Source organism: Arthrobacter sp. ASL1 (assembly GCF_056680475.1).
Map to the genome: position 1 here is coordinate 2,821,112 of NZ_CM155284.1, position 20,979 is coordinate 2,842,090.

The following is a 20,979-nucleotide window of genomic DNA, read 5'->3' on the forward strand; positions in this document are numbered from 1 at the left end:
GGCACGATGACCACCACGGCCCAGCGCGCCGCCCCCAAGGGCAGGCTCTTCGAACCACGGCTCCTCATCGGCATCGCCGTCGTCGGTGCCCTGCTGGTGTTCTCCCTGTTCACCGGCGTCTACGACATCTTCGGCGGTGAACAGGGCCGCGAGATGTTCGGCATCACGCGCATCCCACGCACCATCGCCCTCGTCCTGGCCGGCGCGGCCATGTCGATGTCCGGCCTGGTGATGCAGCTGCTGACGCAGAACCGCTTCGTCGAACCCACGACGACGGGGACCACGGAATGGGCCGGGCTGGGACTGCTGGCGGTCATGATCGTGAACCCCGGTGCCAGCATCACCATGAAGATGATCGGCGCCGTCGTCGCCGCGTTCATCGGAACGATGGTCTTCTTCGGCTTCCTGCGCCGGGTCTCGCTGAAGGAGTCCCTGACGGTCCCGATCGTCGGCATCATGCTCGGGGCCGTCGTCGGGGCGGTCTCCACCTACATCGCCCTGCAGACCGACATGCTCCAGAGCCTGGGGATCTGGTTCGCCGGTAGTTTCACGTCGGTGTTGAAGGGCCAGTACGAGGTGCTGTGGATCGTCGCCCTGGTGGGCATCGCCGTCTTCCTGGTCGCCGACCGGTTCACCGTCGCCGGTCTCGGCGAGGAAGTGGCCACCAACGTCGGTTTGAACTACCACCAGGTCATCCTGCTGGGCACCGGTTTGATCGCCATCGCCACGGGGGTCGTCACGGTGGTGGTCGGCAACCTGCCGTTCCTCGGTCTCATCGTGCCGAACATCGTCTCGATGTTCCGCGGCGACGACCTGCGCGGCAACCTGCCGTGGGTCTGCCTGCTGGGCATCGGCATCGTCACCGTCTGCGACCTGATCGGACGCACCATCATCATGCCCTTCGAGGTTCCCGTCTCGCTGATCCTGGGAGTCGTCGGGGCCATCGTCTTCATCGGACTCCTCCTGAGGCAGCGCCGTCGTGCTTGAGACCGCAACACCACCAAGTGCCGCCACCGCCCCGGCCCGCACCACGCCGCGCGGCTCCGGCCCCCTGCCCACCGCCCGCTCGCGCCGGCGCTACCGCATCGTGCTGGGGATCCTCATCATCCTCGCCGCCGGCTTCGGCTGGGGCCTGCTGGCGTGGGACAACCCGATGCCGCCGGGAACCGCCGGATTCTGGCGGATCGCCGAATTACGGGGCACCAGCGTCGTGGTGATGCTCGTCGTCGCCTTCTGCCAGGCCATGGCGACCGTCAGCTTCCAGACGGTGACGAACAACCGGATCATCACCCCCTCGATCATGGGCTTCGAATCCCTCTACATCGCCGTGCAGACCGCTGCCGTGTTCTTCCTGGGGGCCGCCGGCATCACCGCCGTCCAGGGCATCCCGCAATTCATCCTGCAGGTGGTGGTCATGGTCGGGCTGTCGGTCGCCCTTTACGGCTGGCTCCTCTCGGGCAAGTACGGGAACCTGCAGGTCATGCTGCTGATCGGGATCATCATCGGCGGAGGGCTCGGATCCGTATCCACCTTCATGCAACGGCTGCTCTCCCCGAGCGAATTCGACATCCTCACCGCCCGGCTCTTCGGCTCCGTCTCCAATGCCGACGCGTCCTACCTGCCGATCGCCATCCCGGTGTGCCTGGTCGCCGGCGGGCTGATCTGGGCGAACTCCCGGCGCCTGGACGTCGTCGCCCTCGGCCGGGACACCACCATGAACCTCGGGCTCAACCACCGCGCCGAGGTGATGCGGAGCCTGTTCCTGATCTCGCTGCTCATGGCCATCTCCACCGCCCTGGTCGGCCCGATGACCTTCCTGGGGTTCCTCGTCGCGACGCTGGCCTACCAGCTGGCCGGCACCCATGACCACCGCTACGTCTTCCCGGTGGCCGTGCTCATCGGGTTCGTCGTCCTGGCGGGCTCGTACTTCATCATGAAGAACGTCTTCTATGCCCAGGGCGTGGTCTCGATCATCATCGAGGTCATCGGCGGCTCCGTCTTCCTCTACTTCATCCTGCGAAAGGGCCGCCTGTGATCACCCTCAACGACGTCCGCAAGAGCTACGGCGACGACGTCGAAATCGGTCCCGTGAGCCTCGAGATCCCGACCGGCGGCATCACCGCGCTGGTCGGGCCCAACGGCGCCGGTAAATCGACCCTGCTGACCATGATCGGCCGGCTGCTCGGCCTCGACTCCGGTGCCATCGAGGTCGCCGGCTACGACGTGGCCAGCACCGCATCGAAGGACCTGGCCAAGATCGTTTCCATCCTGCGCCAGGAGAACCACTTCACCGCGCGCCTGACGGTCCGCCAACTCGTCGGGTTCGGCCGGTTCCCGCACTCGCGCGGCCGCCTCACCGTGGTCGACGAGGAGGCCATTTCCCGCTCGATCGACTTCCTGAACCTCGGCGACCTCGAGAACCGCTACCTCGACCAGCTCTCGGGTGGCCAACGCCAGCGCGCCTACGTGGCCATGGTGCTGGCCCAGGACACCGAACACGTCCTGCTCGACGAGCCGCTGAACAACCTCGACATGATGCACTCGGTCCAGATGATGCAGCACCTGCGCCGTGCCGCCGAGGAACTGGGCCGCACCATCGTCATCGTCATCCATGACATCAACTTCGCCGGGCACTATGCGGACCACATCTGTGCCGTGAAGGAGGGGAAGGTCGTCGAATTCGGCACCCCCGCGCAGATCATGACCGATGACGTGCTCAGCAGGGTCTTCGACACCCCGGTGCAGGTCATCGACGGCCCCCACGGGCCGCTGGCCGTCTACTACTGATGTGAGTTCCGCCGGAGGCCAGTCGAGGGTCGGTGGTGGCCATGGTCGGTTCCGTCGGGGATCATTCGATGCATGACCCGACCGCTGGCACTTCCCGACCCACCGCCCGCTTCCGGCGAGGTGTTCCTCCGCGCCTTCACGAGCGCCGACATCGCGATGGTGCGCGATCTGGCGACCGATCCCTACGTCCCCCAAATCGGCACGCTTCCCGCCCACGCCGACACGGCCCAGGCCCTCGAATACATCGAACGCCAATGGGCCCGTCTGGTAGCGGGCACGGGATATTCCTTCTGCGTGGCACTGCGCGAAACGGGGCAGGCCGTCGGCCAGGCGGGACTCTGGACGAGCGGAGCGCAGGTGGCTTCGGCCGGCTACGCGATTGCCCCGGCGTATCGGGGCCATGGGTATGCGGGGCAGGCATTGAGGGCCCTGGCGGACTTCGGACGTGCCTTGCCAGACGTAGATCGCATCGAGCTGCACATCGAACCGTGGAATGCCCCATCAATCAGGACGGCCGAAGTGGCGGGGTTTCGCCACGACGACACCACGCGGCATCCCCGCCGGTCCGGTTCCGAGCCGGTGGAGATGCTCCTGTATGCCGTCGGCCGGTGACCTTGCGGTCGCGGCGACAAGCGCCGCATCGTGGGATGAACGGGTCGCCGACAGCCACGTCAGGGGTGCAGTGACCGGGTGTGCGGCGTTGCCTATAGTTGGCCCATGAACATCCGGATCCTCATGCGTTTCCTGCCCCTGGCAGCGGTGGCAGCCGTGATCGGGGGACTCGTCGTCATGCTCCGGGCCGAGGCCCGGCCCGCGACCTTCGGGTGGTTCGCCTATGCGCCCCTGCCCGACGCGACCGGCTCCCTGGAGGGCGTGCACGTCACCTCGACGGCAGGGGTCGTCGGAGCCATCGTCCTGGTCGCCGGGCTGGTGGTTTTGGCGTTTTGGGCCGGCTTGCGCCTGGGTGGACGTCGGCGCCGCCTGCGCAATCCGTAGTCCGACACCAGGCAGCATGCGGTGATATACGGCCGCCGGTGTCCGGTCGGCTCATGACTGTGTGGCTTCCTCCGCGCGGTCGCCATCGACGACCGGTTTCGAAAAATTCTCGGGACTTTAGTCCGGCCTTAGCGTAAACCACTCGGCCACGGGACCGGCGTGTCGCGGGCCGAATTCCCGCAGGACGCCCGGGGAATCCACTTCCCTATGACAGCCACTCTCCTTGTCGACTGTAAAGACAACTCTCAAGTTCTTGATTTTAAATATTGAAGAACTCTTTCAAAAGTAGTCAACACATGCTTAGTATCCGTTGCGTGACTCGGCTGATCCCACGGTGGCGCAGCCGGGCGCATTAGGCGAGAACGACACAAAGGAGTGCACTATGGGTCCGAAACCCAGCAGATCGATCCGTACCATGGCCCTGTCCGCGGCAGCCGTGGTCGGTACCTGTTCATTGATCGGCGGCCTCTCCGTGCTTCCGGCGCAGGCCTCCGGCCCCACAGCCCGGCCGGCATCCACGGACGCACCGGCGGCCCAGCTGGCAACGGTAGCGACGGGTGCCCTGGAATCAGGGCAGAAGTACGACCAGTTCGTCGTGACCTACAAGGACTCCGCGCGCACTGCAACGAAGCAGGCCCGCGTGAAGTCCCTGAGCCCTGCGGCACAAGATGCCGGGGTCAGCATGAAAGAACTGCGCCCCACGGCCACCGGTGCCCACGTCATGAAGGCCGACGGCAAGATGACGGCGGCCGAGGCCAAGCGGTTCATGGTGGATGCCGCCGGTAGCGGGACCATCGCCTCCATCGAACCCGACGTGCTCATGAAGATTTCAGCGCTCACGCCCAACGACTCTCGCTACGGCGAACAGTGGGACTTCACCGGTTCCACCGGCATGCGCACCCCGACCGCCTGGGACTACTCGACCGGCAGCGGTGCCGTCGTGGCGGTCCTGGATACCGGGATCACCAGCCACTCCGACCTTAATGCCAACGTCGTGCCCGGTTACGACTTCGTCTCCGACTCCACGGCGGCCCGCGACGGGAACGGCCGGGACGCCAATGCCGCCGACCAGGGCGACTGGTTCAACGCCGGCGAGTGCGGTTCCGGCAGGGGAAGCAACTCCTCTTGGCACGGAACCCATGTCGCCGGAACCATCGCCGCGGTGACCGACAACGGAAAGGGAGTCGCCGGCGTCGCACCGGATGCCAAGGTCGTCCCCGTCCGGGTCCTGGCCAAGTGTGGCGGCATGCTCTCCGACATCGCCGACGCCATCGTGTGGGCCTCCGGCGGAACCGTCCCGGGCATCCCGTCCAATCCCAACCCCGCAGATGCGATCAACATGTCGCTCGGCGGAGGCGGTGCCTGCGGCACCACCTACCAGAATGCCATCAATTCGGCCGTTTCCCGCGGAACCTCGGTGGTCGTAGCCGCCGGCAACGAGCAGCAGAACGCCGCCAACTCACGTCCGGCCAACTGCAACAACGTGATCACCGTGGCCGCCAGCGACAAGTCCGGTGGGATGTCCTGGTACTCCAACTACGGTTCGCGGATCGACGTCACCGCCCCGGGCGGTGACACCTCGACCGCCGGAGGCGGCATCCTCTCCACACTGAACTCCGGCCGGACGACGCCGGGTGCCGAGGCCTATGCCGAGTACCAAGGCACCTCAATGGCCACCCCGCACGTCGCGGGAGTCGTGGCACTCATGCGCTCCGAGAACCCTTACATGAGCCCGAGCTCGGTGGAGTACTGGCTCAAGCAGGGGACCCGGCCGTTGCCGGGCGGTTGCTCGCTGGGCTGCGGCGCAGGCCTGGTCGACGCCGGAAAGGTCCTGTACAACGTCGGCAGCTGACGCGCTGTAGGACCGGGAGGTCACGCTGGCCGGAACGCCTCAGGGCGTCCCGGCCAGCGTTCCGTCGTGGAGGTGGAGGACGCGTTCAATACGGTCAGCAAGGAGCTGGTCGTGGCTGGTGACGATGGCCGCCACCTCGGCGTTTCGCTCATGCTGCAGCGTCATCCGGTTCGCCGCCACCGATGGCCGGTACGGCCTCGGCGTGGCGGTTCAGCGGCCGCGTTGCGCGATGCGTGCCACCGCGGCGTCTGGGGCGATGCGGGCCAGGAAGGAGATGACCTTGTATTTCGTGCTAGGGATCGACACCGAACGGCCAGCCATGGCATCTGTCAGGCCACTGCGCACGACCTCTTCGGCCTCCAGCCATGACCAGGAGGGGATCGACTTCTTGTCCACCTGCATGCGGTCGTGGAACTCGGTGTGGGTGAAGCCGGGGCAGACTGCGGTGACGGAGATGCCGCGGTCACGGTAGAAGACGTTGGCCCAACGGCTGAAGTTGACCAGGAAGGCCTTCGCCGCGGAGTAGGTGCCCCGCGGGGTGAAGGCGGCGACCGAGGCGATGTTGATGATCCGGCCGCCACCGATTTCCGCCATGGTCCGCAGTGCGGCGTGGGAGAGGATCAGCGGTGTTCGAATGTGGATGCTGATGTGGGTGAGCTCGTCCGCCAGGTCGTTGTCGGCGAAGTTCCCCTTGAGGCCATAGCCGGCGTTGTTGACCAGCGTGGTGACCGGGTGGTTGGAGTCGGCGAGCCGGTTGGCGACCGTCTGCACGCCGGATTCGGTCACCAGGTCGGCGCTGATGGTCTGGACCTGCACGGCGTAGCGGGCCCGCAGCGAGTCGGCCGTGGAGTCCAGGCGCTCCTGGTTGCGGGCCACGAGAACGAGCGAATAGCCCTGCGCCGCCAGCTGTCGGGCGAACTCGGCGCCGAGGCCCGAAGTGGCCCCGGTGATGAGCGCCGTGACGGACGGCTGCGCGGAGTAATGCGTCTCGGGATGCTGCGTGGGACTGGCCATGTCTCGACTGTAGCGGGGCGAACCTGCCAGTCCAAAGAGGCAGCGCGGGCGAGACGGAATCGTCATCGGGAGGCAATAGGGAACCTGGACTTTGCGTAATAACCGCGGCTAAGGCTAGCCTAACAAGACAATGTTCTTCCGGGTCGTTCCCGGGGCCAACCGTGAGGGGAGACCAGCGTGGATGCCAGATGCCATGCCCGCCCCTGCCTGCCGTACTCGGCGCGGGCCTGACGTGCCGGCCGCCGTAACCCTACGCCCGTCCCGTGGCCCCGAACAGGTAATCCAATTGGGCGGCCACCGAGCGTTCGGCTGCCCCGCGCACCGCCGAGTCGACGTCGGCATAGACCAGGTCGGTGACTTTCCCGATGGATGGCCGCGGGTCCGCTTCCCCGGCGCTGGTCCTGGCGACGGCCGCGCGGACCTGGTCCAGGCGCTGCAGGCGATGCGACGCGTACTGCTCGATCACGGTGCCCAGGTGCGGATGCGTCGGCCCATGGGCCGGGAGCATGGCGGCACGGCCGAAGCCGGAGAGCACATCGAGGCTGGCCAGATAGTCGCCGAGCGTCCCATCGGGGAAATCCAGGATCGTCGTTCCGCGACCCAGCACGGTGTCGCCGGTCAGGACGGAGCCGTGGTGGCCATCCTCCGGCAACAGGAAGCACAACGAGTCCGAGGTGTGCCCGGGAGTGGCCACCACCTGGATCGCGACCCCCGCGGCCGCGATGACCTCGCCGTCCACCAGTGGCTCGGCGGACCGGCAGTGTTCCGCGAGCGCGGCGCGCACCGGCGCACCGGTCAACTCATGCAGCCGGTCGATCCCCTCGGTGTGGTCGGCATGCCGGTGGGTGACCAGGATGAGCTCGACGCGCCCCTGGCCCGCCAAGGCTTGCAGGTGGCCCTCGTCGGCGGGCCCCGGGTCCACGACCACGACCGAGTCGGCGTCCGGCGTGGCACGCAGCAGGTACGAATTCGTTCCGTCCAAGGTCATCGGGCCGGGGTTCGGGGCCGTGATCATGGCGGCGCACGTGGTCACGTGCAGGAGCGGGGCGGGCGTCGGCTGGGTCATGCCGCCAGTCTAGGGCAGCAGCACCGAGCCGTATCCGTGAGCCGACTAGCACCAAACCGCGCATGCGCCGCGGCCAAACCCGACCACCGGAGGAAGACATGAACACCCTGAAGGCCGAGAGTCTGTCCCTGGCCGTTGCGTCCCGCGCGGTGCTGCAGGACCTGACGCTGGAATTCCCGACGGGCCAGATCACGATGGTCATCGGAGCCAACGGCAGCGGCAAGTCGACCCTGCTGCGCGATCTCGCGGGGGGTTCCGCGGAGGCCCCGCCCGGCATGGCGGGCCTGCTGGCCGAACCCCATCCGGAGGTCGATGTCGCCACCGCGCGGGAGTACGTTGCCCTCGGCCGGGCGCCGTGGGGCACTGCCTCCGACGGGTGGACGCAGGCCGACGACGAGGCAATCGACCGGGCGCTCGCCTCGACCGGGTGCTCCGGCCTCGTCGACCGTACGGCAGCGGACCTGTCGGCCGATCAGCTCCAGCTGCTCGCGGTGGCCCGGGTCCTGTGCCGGGAGACCGGCGTCGTGCTCCTGGACGAGCCGACCAGTCACCTGGACGTGGCCCAACAGCTGTTCCTGCTCGATGCGATCGCCGACCTCAACCGCCGTCAGGGCACGACGGTCGTCATGGTGGTGCACGACGTCAACCTGGCCACGCGTTACGCCGACCACCTAGTCGCGCTGGTCGGCGGCACGGTGGCCGCCGCCGGGCGCCCCTCCGAGGTCCTGACCGCCGAACTGGTCCAGAACGTGTTCGGGCTGCCGGCCCGGGTGATCACCGACCCCGTCGCCGGCTCCCCGCTGGTGCTGCCGATCGGCCGGCACCGCGTGCAGCGCCCGGAGGCTGCGGAGAACGTGGGCGCCACGCGGTTCCGCACCACCCGGCTGGACGACGAGACCCCGGCCCGGGACGAGGGTTTGGCGGGGGAGCAGGCCCCGGGGCTGGAGGCCGCGGCAGTGCAGGAAGACGGGAAATCCGCCATCGTGCCCGAGCCGCTTCGCCCGGCGGTGGAGGTGTGCCCGACCCTGGCGTTCGGCCTCACGGCCGTCGACGTCCAGGACCTCGGCCCCAGCTTCCGCCGGTTGACTCTGGCCGGCCCCGAGCTCGGGCACTTCGGCACCGGCGGACACCCGCTGGATCTGCGGATCAAGGTCCTGGTACCGCCGCCCGGCGAGGGGGCCATCGAGCGCATGCGCGGGCTCTTTGCCGATCTGTCCCCCGGCGGGATGATCAGCGACGAGGACGCATCGGGCTGGTACCGCGCCTGGCTGGCCAAGGACCCGTCCGAACGGGGGGCGATGCGCACCTATACGGTCAGGTCCTTCCGCCCCGCCGGGCACCCCGGGAATGCCGGGGAGGACCCCGAACTGGACCTGGACTTCGTGCTGCATGTGCGCCGCGAAAACGGTGCCCTGGTCGGCGGGCCCGCCTCGGTGTGGGCCGCGGAGGCGCAGGTCGGTGACGAGGTCATCATCCTGGGACCGAACCGTGCCCTGTGCGGCCACGACTACGGTGGCATCGAATTCCGTCCCGGCCAGGCCCGGCGCATCCTGCTGGCCGGCGACGAGACCGCCGCCCCGGCAATCTGCTCGATCCTGGAGTCGCTGCCGCCGGGCATCACGGGCGACGCGTTCATCGAGGTGCCCTCGGTGGAGGACATCCAGGGCTCGTTCACGCGCTCCGGCGTGGCGGTGCAGTGGCTGCCGCGTGGGATGCAGGCCCCGGGGAACCTGCTGGAGGCGGCGGTCCGGTCCGCTGTCGCCGTTCCCGGTGCGGGTGCGGTGGACCCGGGCAAGGACTTCGAGGACGTGAACGTCGACGAGGGCATCCTCTGGGAGACGACGTCGGGATCGGGCCAGCCGTTCTACGCGTGGATCGCCGGCGAGGCCGGGGTCATCAAGTCGATGCGCCGCTACCTGGTGCGCGACGTCGGCATCGATCGCAAGCAGGTCTCCTTCATGGGTTACTGGAGGGCCGGCCGGGCCGAGGGGTAGCAGGCACAGCCGCTCCCGTCGGGCCGTGCGTGGCCGGGGGACCCTCCGGCGTGCGAGGGTGAGGGCATGACAAGCCCCACGGTCCGACAAGCTGGCGGCCACGACTGGCACGCCTTGCGGGCGGTGCGCCTGCAGGCGCTCGCCGATGCCCCGGCGGCGTTCTGCGCCACCCGGGCCCGCGAATCCGGCTTCACGGAAGCGCAATGGCGCCAGCGGGCCACCCAGGGGAACTGGTTCCTGGCCTGGCCCGAGGCTCCCGCCGGTGCCCCGCCCGTCATACCCGAGGGTGTGGCCAGCGGGATCCTGCGACCCGGATCCGGCGGTTGTGAACTCGCCGGCATGTGGGTGGGGCCCGCGGCCCGAGGATCGGACGTGGCTGGCGAACTCATTGCCGCCGTCGCCGGCTGGGCACGACGATCGGGTGCCGGGCGGCTTGACCTATGGGTTTTTGCGGATAACCGGCGGGCCCGCACCTTCTACCTCCGGCAAGGCCTCCTCGAAACCGGTGAAACGCAGGAGCTCCCCGAACGTCCAGGGCACGTGGAGATTGGCATGACGCTGCCGCTCATCTGACCCAGGTCAGCTTCCGGCCGGGGCGTCCAGGTAGCTGACGCCGGTGAGCCGTTCGGAGACATCCCACAATGTGCGGGCGGCCTCCCGGTCCTGGGCGCCCGCCGCTTCGTGCGCCAGCCGGGGTGCCCCGCGCAATTCACCGGGACCTCCCGGTCCGAAGTATTCGCCACCGGTGGCCGCTGGATCGGTGGCCGCGCGCAAGGTGGGCCGGGCGCCGTCCCGTGGGCGCGGCATCACCGCGTTGAACACAGCACGGGCAGGACGGAGCGCGGGCCGGTCGAAGACATGGCCGAACAGATCAGTCCCCACGACTCCCGGGTGCGCGGCGACGGCGATCGTGTCGCGGTCCGCCGCTTTCAGCCGCCGGTCCAGCTCGTGCGTGAAGAGCAGATTGGCCAGCTTTGAGCGGTTGTAGGCGGTCGTGGGGGAGTACCCGCCCCGCTCGAACATCAGGTTGTCGAACTCCATAGTCCCGCCACGATGGGCCAGGCTCGAAAGCGTGACGACTCGCGCCCGGGGAGCGGCTCCGAGAGCATCCACCAGCAGGCCGGTGAGCGCGAAGTGGCCGAGGTGGTTGGTGCCGAACTGGATCTCATGACCATCCGCGGTGACGCCGGGAGGCGTCATCATGATGCCCGCATTGTTGACCAGCAGGTCGAGTTTGGGGTGGTTTTCCAGGAACTCCGACGCGAAGGAGCGGACCGTGGACAGGATGGACAGGTCCACCGGCATGACCTCCGCACGCACTTCGCCAACGGCTGCGAGCACCTCGGCGCGCAGCTGTTCCACAGCGGCCCGGCCCTTTTCTGCGTTCCGGCAGGCCAGCACCAGGTGGGCACCGTGCAGGAGCAGCTCGCGGGTCGTGGCCAGTCCGAGTCCGTTGTTGGCGCCGGTGACCACGACGGTCTTGCCGGACAGGTCGCCGATATCCTCGGTGGTCCAGCGGGGGGTGCGGGGCATGTGGTGCGCTCCTGGGGGTGGGTGGATGCGTGCCGTCCCACCCTAGACCCGCTGCCCGGCGTGCGCCTCCTCGGCCAGGACGCCCAGCAGCCGGGCCAATTCGGCGCGCTCGCCGGAATCCAGCCGGGCGAAGTATTCGTTGGCCTGCTCGCGCCGCGCGCGCTGCACCCCGGAGCGCAAATCCTGCCCGGTGTCCGTGAGCCGGACCAGCACGGCGCGGCGGTCGTGGGGGTCGGGGATCCGTTCGACCAGCCCCTTGGCCTCGAGCTGGTCGACCACCTCGGTGGCCGAGCGTGGCGCGATCCGCAGCTGCTCGGCCAACGCCTTCAGGCGCAGCACCCCCTCCGGTGAGGCGACCGCTGCACGTAGGGCCTCCGTCGTTCCTCGCCCCGCGCCTGGTGCACAGGCATCCCCGTGCCGGGCCAGCGTGTTCAGGGCGCGCCACTGGTGCGGCGTCATTTCGAATGGGGCCAGTTCGTGGGTCCAACGGCTGCGCAGCCCGCGGAACGCGGCGTGGAAGAGCTCGCCCAGGTCGGGTTCGTCGGCGAACCCTGCGGCGGGGAAGTCGGCATCGCGGGAGGTCATGGAACCAGTGTACCTATTTGCGCGGCAACCACATAGTGAGGTAACCTCTGCATAGTTTACGCGAAACCCGCGCGACCCCTTCGACCCAGGAGGTGGTGCCGATGGCATCGGCCCCAAATCTCACCCCGTCCTCCGCCCCGTCCTCCGCCCCACCCGCAGCCGGAGGCATGGGAGGCGACCGCCCCGGCGGCCCCGGCCCCGCCAAAGTCAGCGCCGCAGACCGCAACCAGCTCACCGACCACCCGGTCAGCCTGCGCCGCGTTGCAGCGCTGTTCTCCCCGCACCGGCGCATGATCACCGTGCTGGTACTGCTGATCAGCCTCGCCTCGATCGCCGGGCTGGCCCAGCCGTTCCTGATCCGCGCGATCATCGACGACGCCATCCCGAACGCGAACATCCCGTTGCTCGCCACCCTGGCCGGCGCCATGGTCGTCATCGCGGCCATCACCGCGCTGATCGGCGTCGTGCAGACCTGGATGGCCACCGACATGGGCCAGCGCGTCATGCACACGCTGCGCTCGGGCATGTTCACCCACCTGCAGGCCCAGTCGCTCGCCTTCTTCACCCGCACCCGCGGAGGCGAGGTCCAGTCCCGGCTGACCAGCGACATCGCCGGCATGCAATCGGTGGTCACCACCACCGCGACGTCCATCGCCTCGAACCTGACCACCGCCGTCGCCACTGCCATCGCCATGGTTGCCCTCTCGCCGATGCTCAGCATCCTCTCGCTCATCGTCATCCCGCCCGCAGTCATTCTCAGCCGCCGGGTGGCCCTGATGCGCCGCGACATCACCGCCGACCGCCAGGCCGAGCTCGCCAATCTCTACACCCAGGTCGAACAGGGCCTCTCCGTCTCCGGGGTGCGCCTGTCCAAGACCCTGGGCACCACCGAGCGCGACGCCGAACGCTTCACCACCAGCTCCCACCGCCTCATCGGCCTGGAACTGCGCTCCCAGCTGGCCGGGCGCTGGCGCATGGCCACCATGCAGATCGTCTTCGCCGCCATCCCCGCGGTGATCTACCTGGCGGGCGGCTTCCCCGCGGCCACCGGAGGCATGACCATCGGCACCATCGTCGCGTTCACCTCCCTGCAGGCCGCGATCTTCCGCCCGATCATGGGCCTGCTCAACGTCGGGGTCCAATGGGTGACTGCCATGGCGCTGTTCAGCCGCATCTTCGAATACCTCGACCTGGTCCCGGAGATCACCCCGCCCGAACACCCCGTCGCCATCGACCCGGCCACCGTGCGTGGGGAGTTGCGCTTCGAGGGCGTGGGCTTCTCGTACGACGGCGATGCCCAGGTTTTGTCGGATATCGATCTGCTGGTGCCGGCAGGGACCGCGACGGCGATTGTCGGGGCCACCGGCTCGGGCAAGTCGACCCTGGGCTCGCTAGTACCGCGCCTGCATGACACCACCGACGGCCGGGTGACCATCGACGGGATCGACGTGCGGGACTTGTCTCCGGCGGACCTGTCGCGGATCGTGGGCGTGGTCTCGCAGGAGTCCTACCTGGTGCACGCCTCGATCCGGGAGAACCTGCTCATGGCTGATCCCGACGCCGACGAGGACACCCTGTGGGCCGCGCTGAAGGCAGCGCAAATCGACGGGCTGATCGCCTCCCTGCCCAAGGACCTGGACACTCTGGTCGGTGCCCGCGGGCACCGGTTCTCCGGCGGAGAGCAGCAACGCCTGGCCATCGCCCGGACCATCTTGCGCAACCCGCGGGTCCTGGTGCTCGACGAGGCGACGTCGGCGCTGGACAACACGACCGAGGCCCTGGTGCAGGCGGCCCTGGACCGGCTGGCGGAGGGCCGGACCACCATCACGATCGCCCACCGGCTCTCCACGGTCGAGCAGGCCGATCAGCTGGTCGTGCTCGATGGCGGACGCATTGTGGAGCGCGGGACGCCCGCCGAGCTGCGTGCTGGCGACGGCCCGTTTGCCCGGTTGGCCCGCTCCCGGTCCCAGGCGGATGGCTTGTCGCTGGGGATCAACCGGTAGATTCGGTCGCATCAACCCCCAATGGCTGGACCAGGAGGCAGCCGGCGTGCCAGCCTTGGGCATCGAGACGGCGAGCACCAAGGAGCGGCGATGGGACGACTAGCAGGCAGGCAGTTCAGCGCAGCGGGGGGCCGCGTTTTCGCCGTCGTTTTCAAGGTCTTGAAGCGGGTTCGCCCTGACCGGCCGATCCACCCGGAAGGTGTGGCCCTGATGGGGACCCTTAAGCGGTACGGCCACGATTCGGCGTCGGGGATACCCTGGGTCGACTCCCCGGGCATGGCGCACATCACTGCCCGGTTCTCCCGATCCCTCGGCCTTCCGGACGCCTGGCCCGACATCCTTGGGCTCGCTGTGCGGATCCCCAACGGGGAAAAACAGGCCGACGTTCTACTTGCCTCCACCGGTGCTTCCCGGGCAGGCCGATACATGCTCACACTGCACCGTCGAGCTGCCGCGGCCGTGTTCACAACCATGATGCCCTACAAGGGCGCAGCCGGGCCGATACTCTTGGCGGCCCGCACCCTTCATGCTCCGACCCGGCTCCCGGCCGCCCCCAGCTCGTTCCGTCGGGTACTTGGGACTCACCAGTGGATTCTCGGTTTGTACTACGCGCGGCCGTGCGATGCCTGGACCCAGTTCGCGACCCTCACCCTGGAAACCGCGCCCGAACTCGCCGACACCGCCACGCGCTTCGACCCGGTCCGGAATCCGCTGTTCGGAACCAGCACCTACGGATGGGCAAGCTGGCTCCGTGAGCCCTCATACGCAACAGCCCGTCGACAGCCACCTTCATCAGCCGGAGGGTGAGCCACACAGCCATTCGGGATGCGGCGGGACGTATCCGGTGGTGCTTGGTCCCTGTAGAGAATGAGGGCGAGGAACTTCAAGCATGTCCCTGCCGCCGACTGCTGACTGCCACGACCATAGCTGGGCAGGCGCGAGGGGTCTCGGGCCTGCCCGACGCAGCGCAGTTCCCCCGCGACAAGGGCTCAACGTCGATGAGTTAAGTCGCGCAGGGGATCGGCGGACGCCGCGCTGGTTGTCGTTACTCCAGCGTTCTTCTTTGGGCTACGCTTTTTTGATCATGATCAAAATGAGGCCAATGGGCCCGTGTCGCCTCGAGCGTTTTCGCGTGGTCTGTTCGGCGGGGCACGAAATGTTTGCCGGTTCCTCCGATACTTGGGGCCGAAACAGCCTCCGAGGGAACCTGCGCTTTCGAGGCATCTTTCCTATGCGGGATTGTTGTGCCCTGAACCTCCCGGTAATGGCAGAAGCGGTGTGATGCGCTTTCCATGACGAGTGGCCGTGAGGCCGTGTGGCCGAGGTTTATCGTTTGCCCAACTTTTTCCAGAGCACAACCATGGAAACGATGCTCACGATGGCAGCGAAAAGGACCCAAAAGCTTGGAGCCATATCATTTCCGGTGGCGTTGATAAGCAAGGTCGCGATTAGCGGTGTGAAGCCGCCAAAGATGGTCACGCCAATGTTGTAGCCGACTGCCATGCCGGTGGCACGCGTTTCTGCAGGAAAGATGGCCGCCATCGCTGCGCCCATCGGGCCGTAGTAGGTGGCCTTGAGCAAAGCCATAAAAAAGAGGACGAGCAGCAGTGTCCCGAGAGCCGGTACCGAGACCATGAGGGCAAACATCGGGTAAATCAGGAGGAGGATAAGTCCGGCGGCCGGAATCATTATTCTCAACTGGCCAAATTTGTCGGAGAAGTGCCCGGCAAAGGGGGTGACTACAAGCAGCACCAGGCCCGCGACGATGGTGGCCATGAACCCGCTCGAGTCGGGAAGGTGCAGGGTCTTGATGGCGTACGTCGGGATGTAGGTGATCATGTAGTTGAGGCAGGTGGTCACCGCGAGCAGGCCTACGGTGAGCAACACCAGCAACTTCTGGTGGCGGAGGATGGTGCGGACCGGTGTCTTGGGTAGGTCGCTCTTGATGTGTGCCTCAGCTTCCGCCGTTTCGGGGATGTGCTTGCGGATGTAGATGCCCACGGGACCTACGAGCAGGCCGAACACGAAGGGGATGCGAAATGCCCATGACTCGATTTGTTCGGAACTCAAGGTCGTGGTCAGCAGGGTACCGATGCCGGCGGCCATCAAGCCGGCCATGGCCTGGCTTGCGAACTGCCAACTGGCCGCGAAGCCCCGACGTCCGGGAAGATGTTCGACCATCATGGCCGTCGCCGCCCCGAATTCGCCGCCTGCGGCGAAGCCCTGGATGAGACGGGCCACAAGAATGCCGATCGGGGCTGCGACGCCAATGACCGAATAGGTCGGCATGATGCAGATGAGCAGTGAGCCGACGACCATCAGGCCAAGGGAGAGCGTGAGTGCTGGCTTGCGACCCGCTCGATCTGCGTATGAGCCGAGGAGAAGTGCTCCGAGAGGCCGGATCAGGAATGACACCGCAAAGGTGCCCAATGCGAGGACGAGCGAAAAGGCGGGATCTTCATTGGGGAAAAACACACGTGCGATGTACACGGCAAAGTAGCCGTAAATTGCAATGTCGTACCATTCGAGGGCATTGCCGACACAAGCCGCGGCAATGATCTTCGAAGGGCTCAACGGCTTCTTGGTGCTCGTCGAGTCATACGTGGCTTTGGTACTCATGACTTACTCCTTGTTGTGACTGAATGTTGTCCGAAACCACGATTAGTCCGCGGTCGAAAGCCAATCCGGATCGAGCTCGCCCAGATCCCAAAAGAGTCCGGCCATAATCTGCATTGCCTCCCTCATGAGGGGAGCCAACAGATGCTCGTTGGGCGCGTGCTGTGCGCAGCCGGGATAGGAATGCGGAATCCAGATCGTCGGCAATCCGAGGACATCGGCGAACGCATCGTTGGGCAAGGTTCCGCCCAGGTTGGGGAGGACCGAAGCTGTCTTGCCGGTAGTGGTTGCTAAGGACGCGAGGGTCCATCTCACCCACTTGTTTTCCGGGTCGAGCCTCGTAGCGGCGACCCCGTGCTCGACATTGACGTCGACCATGGAAAATCCCCGGCTGTCGAGGTGCTCTCGTAAGATCGATTTGGCCGCTTGCCAATCTGTGCCGACGACGAAACGCAGTTGGCAGTGTGCGCGCGCACTGGCTGGGATGGCATTGACCGGCCCGTCGGGATTTCCTGCCGTCATGGCGAGGATCTCCAACGTGTTCCACCCGAAGAGACGCTCGCTTGGGGTAAGCCCCGGCTCGCCCCAGTTTTCTTCGATCCTTGGGCTTTCAGGCGAAGTATCGACGGAGATGTCTGCCAACGCGGCTCGGACTGAAGTGGGGATCGAAGATGGCCTGAGTCCTTTGACAAGAATCTCGCCCCGTCCGCTCACCATGCTAGAAAGGGCGTTGGCCAGCACGATGGCGGGGTTGCTCAACACTCCACCCCAGTTGCCTGAATGGTGGCTCTCGTCGCGTGAGTCGACGGTGAGGGTGAAGTTGACCGCGCCCCTCGCACCCAAGAAGAGTGTGGGGTTTTCGGCAGCGAGCCGCGGCCCATCGGAAGCGATGAGAAGGTCGGCGGACAACTCGTTCTGCAGTAGTTCGCATATCTCGTTGAGACCCGGGGAGCCAGACTCTTCACCCATGTCCAGGAGGACCGTGACGTTGAAACCCAGACGGCCTCCGCGAGCTTGGACAACGCGTTCCAATGCCGCCAAATTGACCGTGTGTTGCCCCTTGTTGTCGGCGGTTCCCCGGCCGTACCAGCGGTCATCTTCCATGACGATTTCCCATGGATCGAGGCCTGCTCGCCAATCAGGCTTATGGGCTAGCTGCACGTCGCCATGGCCGTAGGTCAGTACCGTGGGATACGACGCGTCTTCATTTCGGTGGGCAACGAGAAACGGATGATTGCTGGACACCGGGTTCTCAACCACCCGTGCCGTGAAGCCCATGCGCTCTACATGCGGAATGATTTCATCCGTGAGGTATGCCTGCATGACGGTTGCGCTCTCGGGGTCCTGACTCTCCGTTCGATACGACACCCGCCGGTCAAGATCGGTTTTGAACTGCCCGGAGTCGAAGTATTCTGTGGCAAGTTCGATCGCAGAAGTGCGGGTCAAGTGGGATCCTCCGATGGATCTGATACGCGCAGCACATGGCAGCGGCAGTTGCTGATGTTCCAACTTGTAACCATGATCTGGTCGTACGTTGCTGGCAAAATATGATCGCCTTGGTGGCGGCTCCAGATCATGTTTGCAGGGTGACGTACCTCATACAAGACGAATTCCTCGATCTGGTTCTAGCAATTTGTAGACGCTAGCGTTGCCGCAACGGCAATGGTCCAGTAAGTTCAGTAGGTGCCCCTCTATGATCCTGCCCTGCGATATTTCCTCGCGGTCTTCGAGTCCGGGTCGATCAATGCCGCTGCCCGGCAACTGCATGTGGCCGGCTCGGCCGTTAGCCGGCAAATCAGCAGACTCGAAAAGGAAGTTGGATCCGTCCTTTTTGAACGCTTGCCATCGGGCGTTGTGGCGACGGAATCCGGCGACATGTTTGCCGGATTCGCGCGACGGGTGATCCAGGATGCCGGACATGTCGTCGACGAGATCCACGAGCGCCGCGGCGCGGAATCGCTCATCTCGATCGCCGCACCGAGTGGCGTCGGACACGAATTTCTGCCTCGCATAGCTGCCGACTACAGGAAGATTCATACGGGAACGCGGTTCGTTCTCAAACTGACCGAGCCGGCTACAGCTACTCAGATGGTTCGTGACGGTGCGACAGATTTGGCCGTGACCTTCAACCTCGCGATTGATGCGGGTGTCAAAATCATTGATTCGCGTACTGCGCCACTGATGGCCGTAGTGCGCGCCGGCCACCCTCTGGCATGTGAATCGTCGATTCGTTTGCGAGAGCTCCTCTCGTATCCATTGGCTCTTTCCGCACCCAATACGACCAACCGGCATCTTTTTGACGTTGTCGTCAAGACCGCGTCCCGGGGCGTCGAGCCGGTCTTCGTCTGCGACAACCCGGATGCATTGCTGAGCTTCGTGCGACAAGGGGACGCGGTAACCCTGATGGGTCGAATCACGACCGAGCGCGACTTGGCAGCGGGTGACGTCGTGGCGATTCCCCTCAAAGAGAAGGAACTGGGGCAACGAAACTTGCAGGTTCAGACGAAGGCAGGAAGGGAGCTACCCGCTGCCTTGGCGGATTTCATCGACTTTCTTGTTGCTGCCCTTGGGGCGACGGAAGTCTAAAACCCGGCAAACTGGACCTCGGGGATTTCAAGCGTGGCCACGTCATCTCCCGGGGCGGCCGATGCCCGGCGGTGAGGCTCTGCCCAGCAAACCGCTTATGTGGTCGTTTTTGTCCCTTTAGATCTTCGAAAATCTATTGGGGTGGTTTTCGACCCCAATAGTGCAAATTTATGCTAATGTGTTGTTATCCACCCCATTAGCGCAGGAGGAGCAGTGGACCACCAACTGCAACGCATCGGAGTTGCACTCCGTGCCCGACGCATCGAACTCGGCCTGTCGCAAGGGGAGCTCAGTGACACCACTGGGCTCGACCGCAAGCGGATCAGCAACATCGAACGCGGCGTGCCCGGCCGCTCCTCCATCCTCACCGAAGTCGCCAACGCCTTGGGCATGGACTTGGTTGCCCTCCCGCGCGAGGACCCCCGGGCAGCATCGGCCAGATACGAAGCCGACAACTACGATGCAACGCGTCGACGAGGGCGGAATCAACCATGACGCTCATCGCGTGGCTCAACGGGGACCCTGTCGCCGAACTCCATGACGCGGGTCAGGGATACATGTCCTTGAGGTACACGGAAGAGGTCGTTCGGCAACATGGGCCGGGAAGCATCCTGCTCTCCCTCAAGCTCCCCGTGCGCGCCGCGCCGTACCCTGGGACGGAGGCCAAATACTTCCTGGACGGGTTGCTCCCCGAAGACCACGTCCGTGCAGCCCTCGCGGACAGGGCCCGGGTATCGACCGAGGACACCTACGGACTCCTCAAGGTCTACGGGCTGGATTGTGCCGGCGCTATCCAGGTCACCGAACCAGACCAGGGCCCCGACACCAGGCAAGGCGGAGTCCATTGGCTCGACGGCTCCGACCTGAAGAAGGCGATCTCCGATCTGCCCGCCGCACCTCTGGGCATCGACGTCGACCCCGGTGTCCGGTCTAGCCTCGGAGGCCTGCAGGGCAAGTTGGCCGTGGTCCTCGCCAGCGAACGGATGGGACTGCCGGTGAACGGCGCCCCGTCGACTCATATCCTCAAACCGGCCAGGCTCACCGACGAAGGCATCGAGAGATGGCCGGGCATAGCGGCAGCCGAACACTTTGCCATGCGGTTGACCTTCCTGGCCGGCCGGTTGAAGGGCATGAAGGTCAGCGCAGCGGAAACAGAGGTCCGGGACATGGTGGGTCGGTCCGCCATCCTCGTGCGCAGATTCGACAGACGAGGGAACGGCAAGTCTCTGCGCCGGATACACCAGGAGGATTTCGGGCAGTCGCTGGGCATCACGGAGAAATATCAGAACAACTCCTACGAGATGCCCCGTCTCGTGGACATCGCCCAACTGCTCGTCCAACACTCGACCGGAATCGCCATGCAGCCGCTCCTTGAACGCCTCACCCTGGGAACGATCCTGGGGGACTGCGACGCACACGTCAGAAATCATTCGGTCCTGTTGGAGGACGGGCGGGTGGAGCTATCGCCCGCCTATGACGTGGTGCCCACAGCGGCATGGGCCGACCATAGCCGAGAACTCGCACTGCGTATTGGCGGGGAGATATTACTCGACGATGTCCGGGGCCGGGATCTCGTCGACGAAGCAATGTCCTGGGGGATGAGGCGCCCGGCCGCCACGATGATAATCCGGCGGTCCCTGGAGGTGGCCAGCTCGCTCATGCCGGTCCTGCTCGCCGAATCTAGAGACCAGGGCTGGTACCACCCCGTCCTTGGGGACGTGATCCGGGGCGCCGAAGAGCGCATCCGCGCTCTCGCCCCCAGATAGCCGCTCTCCGTCTGGCAGCCGCCACATTGGTCCTGCGCACGAACCGCGGCGGCCGTAACCAAGGCCTCCGGCGAACGTGGACGTCGGGTCCGAGGTAAGCAGGCTAACCCAAAAGCGTCGCAGATGACCGGTCCCTGCCTGCCGACGGTAGTCGCCGGCAGCATGACCGCCGGCAGCATTG

19 protein-coding genes are annotated in these 20,979 nt (G+C 66.0%); 12 read left to right on the forward strand and 7 right to left on the reverse strand.

Annotated elements, in window-relative coordinates; all coding sequences use genetic code 11:
- Nucleotides 1-6: 6 nt before the first annotated feature.
- The 6 genes from AC1MEQ_RS13335 (at nucleotide 7) to AC1MEQ_RS13360 (ending at nucleotide 5,635) form a co-directional block, all read left to right on the forward strand.
- Nucleotides 7-987 (forward strand): ABC transporter permease, encoded by a 981-nt coding sequence (locus AC1MEQ_RS13335; protein WP_479791321.1) that lies wholly within the window; start codon nucleotides 7-9, stop codon nucleotides 985-987.
- Nucleotides 980-2,035 carry an iron chelate uptake ABC transporter family permease subunit gene (locus AC1MEQ_RS13340; RefSeq protein WP_479791322.1) on the forward strand — a complete coding sequence of 352 codons (1,056 nt, stop codon included), beginning with the start codon at nucleotides 980-982 and terminating at the stop codon, nucleotides 2,033-2,035. Before AC1MEQ_RS13335 ends, AC1MEQ_RS13340 begins: the two co-directional genes overlap by 8 nt.
- On the forward strand, nucleotides 2,032-2,787 hold the full coding sequence (locus AC1MEQ_RS13345) for an iron ABC transporter ATP-binding protein (RefSeq protein WP_479791324.1): 756 nt from the start codon (nucleotides 2,032-2,034) through the stop codon (nucleotides 2,785-2,787). The genes AC1MEQ_RS13340 and AC1MEQ_RS13345 overlap by 4 nt, the downstream gene beginning before the upstream one ends.
- Before the next feature lie 72 nt (nucleotides 2,788-2,859).
- Nucleotides 2,860-3,399, forward strand: a complete 540-nt coding sequence (locus tag AC1MEQ_RS13350) for a GNAT family N-acetyltransferase (protein WP_479791328.1) — start codon at nucleotides 2,860-2,862, stop codon at nucleotides 3,397-3,399.
- Nucleotides 3,400-3,504: 105 nt separating this feature from the next.
- Complete coding sequence (locus tag AC1MEQ_RS13355) at nucleotides 3,505-3,783, forward strand: hypothetical protein (RefSeq protein WP_479791332.1); 279 nt, start codon at nucleotides 3,505-3,507, stop codon at nucleotides 3,781-3,783.
- A gap of 382 nt (nucleotides 3,784-4,165) precedes the next feature.
- On the forward strand, nucleotides 4,166-5,635 hold the full coding sequence (locus AC1MEQ_RS13360) for a S8 family peptidase (RefSeq protein ID WP_479791337.1): 1,470 nt from the start codon (nucleotides 4,166-4,168) through the stop codon (nucleotides 5,633-5,635).
- A gap of 39 nt (nucleotides 5,636-5,674) precedes the next feature.
- Here the strand turns inward: AC1MEQ_RS13360 and AC1MEQ_RS13365 are convergent, their stop codons facing one another.
- The 3 genes from AC1MEQ_RS13365 to AC1MEQ_RS13375 form a co-directional block, all read right to left on the reverse strand.
- Entirely contained in the window at nucleotides 5,675-5,800 is a 126-nt protein-coding gene (locus AC1MEQ_RS13365; RefSeq protein WP_479791339.1) for a hypothetical protein, read from the reverse strand.
- Nucleotides 5,801-5,845: 45 nt separating this feature from the next.
- Nucleotides 5,846-6,649, reverse strand: a complete 804-nt coding sequence (locus tag AC1MEQ_RS13370; RefSeq protein WP_479791343.1) for an SDR family NAD(P)-dependent oxidoreductase — start codon at nucleotides 6,647-6,649, stop codon at nucleotides 5,846-5,848.
- A 250-nt stretch (nucleotides 6,650-6,899) separates the two neighbouring features.
- Nucleotides 6,900-7,715, reverse strand: a complete 816-nt coding sequence (locus AC1MEQ_RS13375) for an MBL fold metallo-hydrolase (protein WP_479791346.1) — start codon at nucleotides 7,713-7,715, stop codon at nucleotides 6,900-6,902.
- Between the two features lie 98 nt (nucleotides 7,716-7,813).
- Between AC1MEQ_RS13375 and AC1MEQ_RS13380 the strand changes: the two genes are divergently transcribed.
- Together AC1MEQ_RS13380 and AC1MEQ_RS13385 are read left to right on the forward strand one after the other, a co-directional pair.
- The gene (locus AC1MEQ_RS13380) at nucleotides 7,814-9,709 is read left to right on the forward strand and encodes an SIP domain-containing protein (protein ID WP_479791349.1); all 1,896 of its coding nucleotides are present in this window, start codon (nucleotides 7,814-7,816) and stop codon (nucleotides 9,707-9,709) included.
- Nucleotides 9,710-9,775: 66 nt separating this feature from the next.
- A complete protein-coding gene (locus tag AC1MEQ_RS13385; RefSeq protein WP_479791353.1) occupies nucleotides 9,776-10,282 on the forward strand; it encodes a GNAT family N-acetyltransferase in 507 nt (168 codons plus the stop codon).
- A 6-nt stretch (nucleotides 10,283-10,288) separates the two neighbouring features.
- Here the strand turns inward: AC1MEQ_RS13385 and AC1MEQ_RS13390 are convergent, their stop codons facing one another.
- Together AC1MEQ_RS13390 and AC1MEQ_RS13395 are read right to left on the reverse strand one after the other, a co-directional pair.
- Nucleotides 10,289-11,242, reverse strand: a complete 954-nt coding sequence (locus AC1MEQ_RS13390) for an oxidoreductase (RefSeq protein WP_479791355.1) — start codon at nucleotides 11,240-11,242, stop codon at nucleotides 10,289-10,291.
- Between the two features lie 42 nt (nucleotides 11,243-11,284).
- On the reverse strand, nucleotides 11,285-11,827 hold the full coding sequence (locus AC1MEQ_RS13395) for a MarR family winged helix-turn-helix transcriptional regulator (protein WP_479791358.1): 543 nt from the start codon (nucleotides 11,825-11,827) through the stop codon (nucleotides 11,285-11,287).
- Between the two features lie 101 nt (nucleotides 11,828-11,928).
- On the opposite strand from AC1MEQ_RS13395, the gene AC1MEQ_RS13400 reads away from it, so the two are divergent.
- Nucleotides 11,929-13,830: an ABC transporter ATP-binding protein gene (locus AC1MEQ_RS13400; RefSeq protein ID WP_479791362.1), complete on the forward strand. Its 1,902-nt coding sequence runs from the start codon at nucleotides 11,929-11,931 to the stop codon at nucleotides 13,828-13,830.
- 1,326 nt (nucleotides 13,831-15,156) lie between these two features.
- On the opposite strand, the gene AC1MEQ_RS13405 is transcribed toward AC1MEQ_RS13400, so the two are convergent.
- Nucleotides 15,157-16,449 carry an MFS transporter gene (locus AC1MEQ_RS13405; protein ID WP_479791364.1) on the reverse strand — a complete coding sequence of 431 codons (1,293 nt, stop codon included), beginning with the start codon at nucleotides 16,447-16,449 and terminating at the stop codon, nucleotides 15,157-15,159.
- Nucleotides 16,450-16,491: 42 nt separating this feature from the next.
- A complete protein-coding gene (locus AC1MEQ_RS13410) occupies nucleotides 16,492-17,892 on the reverse strand; it encodes a M20 family metallopeptidase (protein ID WP_479791365.1) in 1,401 nt (466 codons plus the stop codon).
- Between the two features lie 237 nt (nucleotides 17,893-18,129).
- Between AC1MEQ_RS13410 and AC1MEQ_RS13415 the strand changes: the two genes are divergently transcribed.
- From AC1MEQ_RS13415 to AC1MEQ_RS13425, 3 genes are all read left to right on the forward strand, one after another.
- On the forward strand, nucleotides 18,130-19,032 hold the full coding sequence (locus AC1MEQ_RS13415) for a LysR family transcriptional regulator (protein WP_479791366.1): 903 nt from the start codon (nucleotides 18,130-18,132) through the stop codon (nucleotides 19,030-19,032).
- Nucleotides 19,033-19,245: 213 nt separating this feature from the next.
- Nucleotides 19,246-19,527, forward strand: a complete 282-nt coding sequence (locus AC1MEQ_RS13420; protein WP_479791368.1) for a helix-turn-helix domain-containing protein — start codon at nucleotides 19,246-19,248, stop codon at nucleotides 19,525-19,527.
- Nucleotides 19,524-20,798, forward strand: coding sequence for a HipA domain-containing protein (locus AC1MEQ_RS13425; protein WP_479791369.1), 1,275 nt, complete (start codon nucleotides 19,524-19,526; stop codon nucleotides 20,796-20,798). Before AC1MEQ_RS13420 ends, AC1MEQ_RS13425 begins: the two co-directional genes overlap by 4 nt.
- Nucleotides 20,799-20,979: the final 181 nt, after the last annotated feature.

Excerpts from the sequence above, each read along its gene's own strand:
- AC1MEQ_RS13335 (WP_479791321.1), top strand. The coding sequence starts at position 7 with ATGACCACCACGGCCCAGCGCGCCGCCCCCAAGGGCAGGCTCTTCGAA.
- AC1MEQ_RS13350 (WP_479791328.1), top strand. The coding sequence starts at position 2,860 with ATGACCCGACCGCTGGCACTTCCCGACCCACCGCCCGCTTCCGGCGAG.
- AC1MEQ_RS13355 (WP_479791332.1), top strand. The coding sequence starts at position 3,505 with ATGAACATCCGGATCCTCATGCGTTTCCTGCCCCTGGCAGCGGTGGCA.
- AC1MEQ_RS13360 (WP_479791337.1), top strand. The coding sequence starts at position 4,166 with ATGGGTCCGAAACCCAGCAGATCGATCCGTACCATGGCCCTGTCCGCG.
- AC1MEQ_RS13365 (WP_479791339.1), bottom strand. The coding sequence starts at position 5,800 with ATGACGCTGCAGCATGAGCGAAACGCCGAGGTGGCGGCCATCGTCACC.
- AC1MEQ_RS13370 (WP_479791343.1), bottom strand. The coding sequence starts at position 6,649 with ATGGCCAGTCCCACGCAGCATCCCGAGACGCATTACTCCGCGCAGCCG.
- AC1MEQ_RS13375 (WP_479791346.1), bottom strand. The coding sequence starts at position 7,715 with ATGACCCAGCCGACGCCCGCCCCGCTCCTGCACGTGACCACGTGCGCC.
- AC1MEQ_RS13380 (WP_479791349.1), top strand. The coding sequence starts at position 7,814 with ATGAACACCCTGAAGGCCGAGAGTCTGTCCCTGGCCGTTGCGTCCCGC.
- AC1MEQ_RS13385 (WP_479791353.1), top strand. The coding sequence starts at position 9,776 with ATGACAAGCCCCACGGTCCGACAAGCTGGCGGCCACGACTGGCACGCC.
- AC1MEQ_RS13390 (WP_479791355.1), bottom strand. The coding sequence starts at position 11,242 with ATGCCCCGCACCCCCCGCTGGACCACCGAGGATATCGGCGACCTGTCC.
- AC1MEQ_RS13395 (WP_479791358.1), bottom strand. The coding sequence starts at position 11,827 with ATGACCTCCCGCGATGCCGACTTCCCCGCCGCAGGGTTCGCCGACGAA.
- AC1MEQ_RS13400 (WP_479791362.1), top strand. The coding sequence starts at position 11,929 with ATGGCATCGGCCCCAAATCTCACCCCGTCCTCCGCCCCGTCCTCCGCC.
- AC1MEQ_RS13405 (WP_479791364.1), bottom strand. The coding sequence starts at position 16,449 with ATGAGTACCAAAGCCACGTATGACTCGACGAGCACCAAGAAGCCGTTG.
- AC1MEQ_RS13425 (WP_479791369.1), top strand. The coding sequence starts at position 19,524 with ATGACGCTCATCGCGTGGCTCAACGGGGACCCTGTCGCCGAACTCCAT.